A 7,702-nucleotide genomic window follows, 5' to 3' on the forward strand; every position below is an offset into this window, starting at 1 on the left:
GCTCCTGCTTAGGTGAATAGATTATCAATATAATTATTTGTGGAGGGATTTTGATGGGATATTATATTACCGTAGAATCAAATATAAAGCTTTATGTAGAAGATCTAAATCCAAAAGGTAATAAAACAATTGTATTTCTACATGGTTGGCCTGGAAGTCATGAATTATTTGAATATCAATTTGATCACCTTCCTAAAGGTGGATACAGGTGTATTGGTATAGATCAAAGAGGATTTGGTAAATCAGATAAACCGTGGACAGGGTACGATTACAATCGGTTAGCTGATGATGTTAGAGAAGTAGTTGAGAATCTGAAATTAAGTAATTTTGTTTTAGCAGGTCATTCAACTGGTGGAGCAATAGCTATTAGATATATGGTTAGGCATAATGGATATGGAGTATCTAAGCTCGCTCTTTTTGCAGCAGCAGCTCCTAGCCTTATTAAACGTCCTAATTTCCCATATGGGATTGATCGAGAAGTAGTGACCAACATCATTGAGGGAACGTATACAGATCGACCAAAAATGCTGAGTGATTTTGGAGATATTTTTTTCTTTAAATACATAACTACGCCATTTTCTTATTGGTTCTTACAATTAGGTTTACAGGCAACAGGATGGTCAACAGCTGCTATTGCAAATACCTGGTTACGTGAAGAACTATTTGGTGACTTAAAAACTATAGATGTGCCAACACTAATCATTCATGGAATTCATGATAAAGTTGTTCCATTCCAACTAGGGGAAATACAAAATCAAGGGATACGAAATTCTAAGCTCATACCGTTTTATTATAGTGGGCATGGGTCATTTTATGATCAGAAATATGAATTTAATAAAGAATTGATTGATTTTATAGAGGGATAATTCTTTAGGATAGAATCTAAGAAATACCGTATTATTCAGAAATCGATTTTATTTTAAATTCCTGTGCAAATTCTTCAGTAAACCCTACATTTTCCATATTAATACTATTCAATTTTATTTCCTTTTAAAGTCTAGATCTAACCTATGAGAGGCTCTATGCATAAATTTATTTTGCACATACCTCTCTGTTTATTGCAATATCTAATTTTTTCTTACTATACATGAAATGAACATCTCCTTAAGCATGCCAGAAGTGATTTCATAAGATAAAAAATTCTCTAACTATAAGTATCCTAGATATTTACAGTTAAATTTACCTCATTTCGCAAATATCTACCTCAAAATTTGTTGCTTTTCTAGGAAACTTTGATATAATTTTGTTAATAATATTCTTAATCATATTGGATGCTTTCTAGGCTAGAGGCCATATATGCAGATGAACTAACTGATAGGATTACGGACATTATGCCTAAGAATCTAAAAAGGTATTATATTTAAATACAATACTCAGACTGCTGGCAATAGTTTGAACCGAATGGCTAGTATGGACGTATAGGTACGGAATCATAATTACTATGAATTAAACAAAACAATTAGGAGTTCATACATAAATGATACTATAATAACTAAATAATGGGGTGCTTATCAAAATGTATAATGACATTGTTCTAGACCATTTTTCAAATCCCAGAAACACAGGGGAAATATCTAATGCTGACGGAATCGGCAAAGTAGTAAACGCATCAGATGGTGATAATATTACTATTTATATTAAAGTTATTAATAATGTATTAACAGACATAAAGTTTAAGACTTTCGGATGTGGAGCAGCAATTGCAGCAAGTAGCATGATTACGGTAATTGCAAAGGGGACAACATTAAATGAAGCTTTACTTATTACAAATGAGGATGTTGCAAATGCATTAGGAGGCCTTCCACCGGAGAAGTTAAAATGCTCTAACACTGCTGCAGATGCACTTCATAATGCTATAGTCAATTATAAGTCAAAGGGGTGATGTAATGATATTAGCTAAGGAACAAATCAGCAGATATTTAAGACATATCATTATGCCTGAAATAAGTGGTCCTGGACAAAAAAAACTTTTAGAATCAATTGTACTTGTATATGGAGAATCAATGAAGGAATTGTCTCCAATGATTTATTATTTGGCTGCCTCAGGAATAGGTAAAATATATTGTTCTCTAGATGATGAAAATAATTTTGATGATTTATTGGAAAATATTCATGATTTAAACAATGACATCGAAATTTGTCTTATTGATTCAGAACACTTAGTAGAAGAAGCAAATTTTAAGATAATATTAGGCTCTGATGACTTCTTCAGTGAAAAAATTAGTATCATGAAAGATAAGGCTTTTATTCCAACTGTTGTCGCAATTACAACTGAGTGGAAAGGCTTTTTTCAATCATTTGATGAAGAAAAGATATATAATCAATTTATTTCAATGTTTCAAAAATTCAATAAAACAAAGAAAAACGATATTAAACATAATTCCTATGGAAAATTAATTACGGATTTTATTTTGGGAACTATATGTGTTGTTGAGGGAATAAAATTATGTTTAAAATTAGATGATGTACTAAATGACTTGCTATATTTTGATATCCTTACAATGGAAGTGAATAATATTAGGCTAGATAAGATAGACATGTATATTAGGGATAATAAAGATGAGAGGATAGATATCGATTATAATGATATAAACGAAAAATTGTCTAAATCAAAGGTGCTTATAATTGGTACAGGAGGTCTAGGCTCACCTGCAGCCTTTGCACTTGCATATGCTGGTGTAGGGACAATTGGTTTGGTTGACAGTGATGTTGTTGAAATCAGCAACCTTAACAGACAGATACTTCATTCTGCTTCTAGAATAGGGATGCCAAAAGTCGAATCAGCTAAATTGTTTTTAAATGCAATTAACCCTTATATCAATATCAACACTTATAATATAGATTTTAACAAAGAAGTATCTGATATGGTAAATGATTACGATATTGTGATATCAGCCGTTGATAATATTCAAACCCGTTACCTTATTAATGATGCTTGTTACTTTGCAAAAAAAATTGATATTGAAGCAGGGGTTCTAAGGTTCCACGGCACAAATACGACTATTGTTCCTGATAAAGGGCATTGTTATAGATGTTTAACTCCGGATATTTCAACCAATGGATTATCTTGTGCTGAAACAGGAGTTCTTGGGCCTATCCCTGGAATCATGGGCTTTATACAAGCTGCTGAAGCTATTAAGTTGATTGGAGATATAGGTGTAACTCTTAAAGATAAAATACTTATGTATGATGCTTTAGACAGGGATATCACAATAATCAATGTTGACAAGAACCCTGAATGCCCCTTGTGCGGTGAACATCCAACAATTGATGAAATTAAGGAGTATAGGCTTTCCTGTAATGATAATGTACTCGATTAATCAACACTCCTCCATTTCTGCATGAATTAATTCATTTCTGTTCCTATGTTTTACTAGGCTGAGGGTTAACGCTAAATCCTAGTGGACCCTCGACCATCATTTGTATAGCAAACGATCTTCAAGTAATCTCTCTTACTTGGATTCCACCTTAGCAGCGCACGAAATGTGTCCCCTATTTGTTACTCTGATGAATTTAAACTTTCTGTAATTATAGATAATTATGCGCAATAAAAAAGGGCAAGCCCCTGATAGTTCGCTGGTATCATGTGGTCTCGTCCCAAGTGTTTGTCGTCTCTCAAATATATATACCATTTTCGGGGTTCCTTCCCACGTGTTTGTCTCATATACTATATGGCAAAGTATTCTTATATATGGAGGAATAAAGATGACAACTTTCCGTTCATTCCAAGGCACTCTTATCATGATTAACGATTTTTTTACAAGCACTGGAGAATTAATAGGATGTAATAAACTAATGACTGTTCAAAACAGCGAGGGAGATATCGTTAACTTCGTAATAACGCCAGCAACCTACTTCGTAAACCATGCACAAATGAAAATAGGATATACTGTTATAGGATTTTATGATGCAAATGCTCCCGTTCCTTTAATTTTCCCACCGCAATATCAGGCAATTGTTATGTCAAGACTTGTACCTGATATAAATGTGAAGGTAGATTATTTTGATAATCAGTTAGTAAGTAGTGACGGTACTTTAAAACTAAACCTTACACCATTTACTCAGATAATACTAGAAAATGACCAATTCTTTACTAACAACCCTGCTAATCGTAATCTAATCATTGTATACGGACCAACTACAAGAAGTATACCTGCTCAAACTACACCATATCAAATTATTGTTATATGTCCTAAAGTATAACAAAACAAAGCCTATGCTCTACTAAATATTAGTAGAGTATAGGTTACTACACCCACTTTTCCCCATCCCTAGCGAGCCGTTGATACTTGCGCTTTAATCATTGACTGCATTCCTTTTTGCGCCTTTTCTTAAACTGATACATTTTTTTATCTGCACTATAGATAACGTCATCAATGTTGTCACCTTTATAGTATCTTGAATATCCTATTGATACTAAAGGTAATTCTTTTATATCTTTACGACAGTCTGTAAGTTTATCACAAAATGCACTGTTTATAGATTCAATTCTTTCAGTATTGTGAAATAACAATACCGAAAATTCATCACCGCCAATACGGAAACAAAGCCCGTAATCACCATAAACCTCTTTTATACAATCTGCAACGCAGATTAAGCATTTATCTCCCATCTGATGCCCATAGGTATCATTTACTTCTTTAAAACGATCAATATCAAAAACCAACAACATTGCATCCCTATTAAGAGTATATATTGTATTCAGATAACTTTTATGATTTAAAAGGCCCGTTAAGCCATCAACCTGCTGCCACAGCTCATTACAGTAGATGTAGTAAATGCTAGAGAGAAGGGTGACACAAAGCCAGGTAACATGAACATCTGGATTTATAACCTGTATCGTTGTACCAAAGACTAATAGTAAGAAAATCAGATACGGTAATAGTCGATTTTTATTCTGATATTTCTTCGTCAAATGGATGATTTCAAAAAGCAGATAAACAATGCCCAACATATATATTACAAGGTACAATCCAAATAATTCTCCACGAAAGTATATATTGTCTTTACTTACACCGAATATCCAACCAAAGGGGATGGAGATCGCTAAAAATACATCGTACGCCACAAATATATAAAATAAGGCTTTTGATTTCCTAAACCCACCAATAGCAGCCCCCAGTATGAATGCGACCCAGGGAGTCAGGGCAAATCCAAGATAGTTTGAAAGTATATTTATCCACCAAAACTTCTGCGGATTCCCGTCTGCCCATACAGAAATAACTTCCATAACGGAAATGATTCCGATGAGAATAAACGATAGAATAAAACTATTCTTTTGCTTTTGTTTCATTAATGCGTTGGAATGAGCCATGACGCTCATTATCAGCAGTACAGCAAAATCAATTATGGTGATATATAATATATAGTAGACGTCCGTACTGGCTCCTCCTATTCTTAATAAGGTCCGTGTCTTATTATCAATTTATTTTTCTATGAATCAATAATTATAACGTTTTTAATTACCATACGAGATTAATTTGTATAAATCTCTATGTAACGACAACAAATATGTCCCCAATAGTACTTCTATTGTATTATTATCATACATCCAACAATAAATTACAATATTTTCACAATAATTCTTGTACATTATTTTGTTTTGTAAAAAATATCAAATCACTTCAAAGTGTACCTATTGATGTGTTATTTGTGATATAATCAACTCAACTTTTCCACCTTAAGTTTGGAAATATTGCCCAAATAAGGACTTAATACTCATCCTATATTGTAGTTTACTTTTAATCACATTTGGATATCAGCTGTGAACATATTTATCAAGTATTCAGCACACTTTTATTGGTAGGAAAGTTGAATAATTAAGTTTATTTAAATATTTTTGAAATCCGTTCTGATCGCTAAAAAAGATCTTCCTCTTTCACAGAAAGGAATGGCCAATACCATGATAGAACGTTTAAAGCAATTCTTGATACAAAATTACTTTGGCAAACAATTTTCATTAGAGTATCGAGTATACATGATTTTTTTCTTTGAAAGTTACTTTCTGTCAATTATTTCAGGCATAACAAATACCCTGCTTAACAAAGGGCTATTTGGTCAAGCCCTGCAATGGTCTTATATTATCTTTTGTACCATTATAATATTTGTAATCCCACGTATCCGCTTAATCATATTAAAGCCACATTTGTTATTTATTGCTTTTATCTATATACCATTAATGTATTTTCAAACTGCTGGATATGACGGCACTGCCTTGTTATTTGCTCAGCTAGCCCTTTTTTTACTAGGTATCGTTTTTTCTGGCAAAACTCGCATGATTATTATAGTATTAAATATATTAACTTGGTTAGTATGTATCATAATAAGCTTTCAATTCCCTCAAACAGTCACCTTCCATCGCAGTTCCTATGACCTACTAATCGACCTGATAGTGGCACTTATCCTGACCTTTACTGGTTTATCGATTTTAACCACATTTATTAGCAATATTTTTGCAGATAAAAATGATACCTTAGCTGAACTAAGTATTCGCGACGCACTGACAGGAGCATATAATAGGCGGTTTATGACATCTTTTTTGCAGTGCGAATTGGATACATCAAGGCAAACAGGGAATGCAATTTATGTACTCATGCTAGATATTGATCACTTCAAACAGGTTAACGACACTTACGGACATGGGTTTGGAGATCATGTATTACTTGCTTGCGTACAAGGTATAAAAAGTGTACTAAGAAAATGTGATGTAGTGGTGCGATATGGTGGAGAAGAATTTGTAATAATTTTACTCACTCAAATTCCTACGAATGCTAGTCAAATTGCCGAGCGTATTCGTCACGCAATATCCTCATTGCGTTTTCATTATGACGTTAGCATTACGGTTAGCATAGGGGTAACAGCCTCCCGATTTGAAGACACAATAGAAGATATACTCGATAGAGCTGATCAATGTCTGTATAAAGCTAAACTAAATGGGCGCAATCAAGTAGTAATGAAATGATATGCCATTTCTAAATCCAAATTGTAAAAACAGCGAATTATCAAGTAGTGTCCCCTATTAGTACTCTAAAAACTGAGGACACAAAAAACTTTGTGTTGGTCGTCCACAGCGAAAAGCTGAAGTTTTGTGCTTATATGTATTTAACAACCTGCTTCTTCTGCAATCTTTAATTTTCTCGCTTCCATTGACATTTGATCTCGATCACTAGATGTTCCAAACAGTGCGTTTACTTTAATATCTAATCCTCTTCCTATGCCACAGATGTTTTTACGATCCCTTCATGCGATTACCGTGAATCGTTTTCCTCCTTTTGTAGATTTTGTAGCTATGCTACATTTATAATTAAGGTTTAACTTAATTCATTGGTTAAACGGAACAAACAAGCTACTTTGCTTGTCAAGGAGCGTATCGACGTAGAGAAGCATTAGTAATATCCATGGCAGACTTGCCCAAGAGCACCAGTAATGCGAAAGACGATTGAATGTAAGCTATAGCGAAATATTTGTGAGCAACCATTTGGCTCGTTATTTCACGATAAAAAAAAGTCCACAGTCTACAGACTGTGAACTTTACCGTTATTCACATATTTATAATTATCTGGCAGGTCTCCTGACTGCCGAGTCATTGGTCTTCTGTCAAGAAAACGGACAACAAAAACTTAATATATTCATGAATCGATTAACCAGCATTTATTTTTTCAAAATCATGTGGTGAAGCCATATTGCAATGACTGTGAATTCT

At 33.5% G+C, this 7,702-nt stretch carries 6 protein-coding genes and 1 pseudogene; 5 read left to right on the forward strand and 2 right to left on the reverse strand.

The features are described 5' to 3' along the window. Window positions 1-53 precede the first annotated feature (53 nt). The 4 genes from DES36_RS12745 (at window position 54) to DES36_RS12760 (ending at window position 4,203) form a co-directional block, all read left to right on the forward strand. On the forward strand, window positions 54-866 hold the full coding sequence (locus DES36_RS12745) for an alpha/beta fold hydrolase (protein WP_113921592.1): 813 nt from the start codon (window positions 54-56) through the stop codon (window positions 864-866). A 650-nt stretch (window positions 867-1,516) separates the two neighbouring features. Further along, on the forward strand, window positions 1,517-1,882 hold the full coding sequence (locus DES36_RS12750; protein WP_113921593.1) for an iron-sulfur cluster assembly scaffold protein: 366 nt from the start codon (window positions 1,517-1,519) through the stop codon (window positions 1,880-1,882). Window positions 1,883-1,886: 4 nt separating this feature from the next. Beyond that, entirely contained in the window at window positions 1,887-3,320 is a 1,434-nt protein-coding gene (locus DES36_RS12755) for a HesA/MoeB/ThiF family protein (protein ID WP_113921594.1), read from the forward strand. A gap of 385 nt (window positions 3,321-3,705) precedes the next feature. Beyond that, a complete protein-coding gene (locus DES36_RS12760; RefSeq protein ID WP_113921595.1) occupies window positions 3,706-4,203 on the forward strand; it encodes a hypothetical protein in 498 nt (165 codons plus the stop codon). A 97-nt stretch (window positions 4,204-4,300) separates the two neighbouring features. On the opposite strand, the gene DES36_RS12765 is transcribed toward DES36_RS12760, so the two are convergent. Next, complete coding sequence (locus DES36_RS12765) at window positions 4,301-5,314, reverse strand: GGDEF domain-containing protein (protein ID WP_170128305.1); 1,014 nt, start codon at window positions 5,312-5,314, stop codon at window positions 4,301-4,303. Between the two features lie 588 nt (window positions 5,315-5,902). Between DES36_RS12765 and DES36_RS12770 the strand changes: the two genes are divergently transcribed. Further along, window positions 5,903-6,961 carry a GGDEF domain-containing protein gene (locus DES36_RS12770; RefSeq protein WP_170128306.1) on the forward strand — a complete coding sequence of 353 codons (1,059 nt, stop codon included), beginning with the start codon at window positions 5,903-5,905 and terminating at the stop codon, window positions 6,959-6,961. Between the two features lie 143 nt (window positions 6,962-7,104). On the opposite strand, the pseudogene DES36_RS12775 reads toward DES36_RS12770, so the two are convergent. Then, window positions 7,105-7,221: pseudogene (locus DES36_RS12775) on the reverse strand (phosphomethylpyrimidine synthase ThiC); the annotation flags it as partial. Window positions 7,222-7,702: the final 481 nt, after the last annotated feature.

This window comes from Alkalibaculum bacchi (assembly GCF_003317055.1).
Lineage (GTDB): Bacteria > Bacillota > Clostridia > Eubacteriales > Alkalibacteraceae > Alkalibaculum > Alkalibaculum bacchi.

Bases quoted from the DNA above. Each gene is read 5' to 3' on its own strand.
- DES36_RS12770 (WP_170128306.1), top strand. From the start codon at position 5,903: ATGATAGAACGTTTAAAGCAATTCTTGATACAAAATTACTTTGGCAAA.
- DES36_RS12760 (WP_113921595.1), top strand. From the start codon at position 3,706: ATGACAACTTTCCGTTCATTCCAAGGCACTCTTATCATGATTAACGAT.
- DES36_RS12745 (WP_113921592.1), top strand. From the start codon at position 54: ATGGGATATTATATTACCGTAGAATCAAATATAAAGCTTTATGTAGAA.
- DES36_RS12755 (WP_113921594.1), top strand. From the start codon at position 1,887: ATGATATTAGCTAAGGAACAAATCAGCAGATATTTAAGACATATCATT.
- DES36_RS12750 (WP_113921593.1), top strand. From the start codon at position 1,517: ATGTATAATGACATTGTTCTAGACCATTTTTCAAATCCCAGAAACACA.
- DES36_RS12765 (WP_170128305.1), bottom strand. From the start codon at position 5,314: ATGGCTCATTCCAACGCATTAATGAAACAAAAGCAAAAGAATAGTTTT.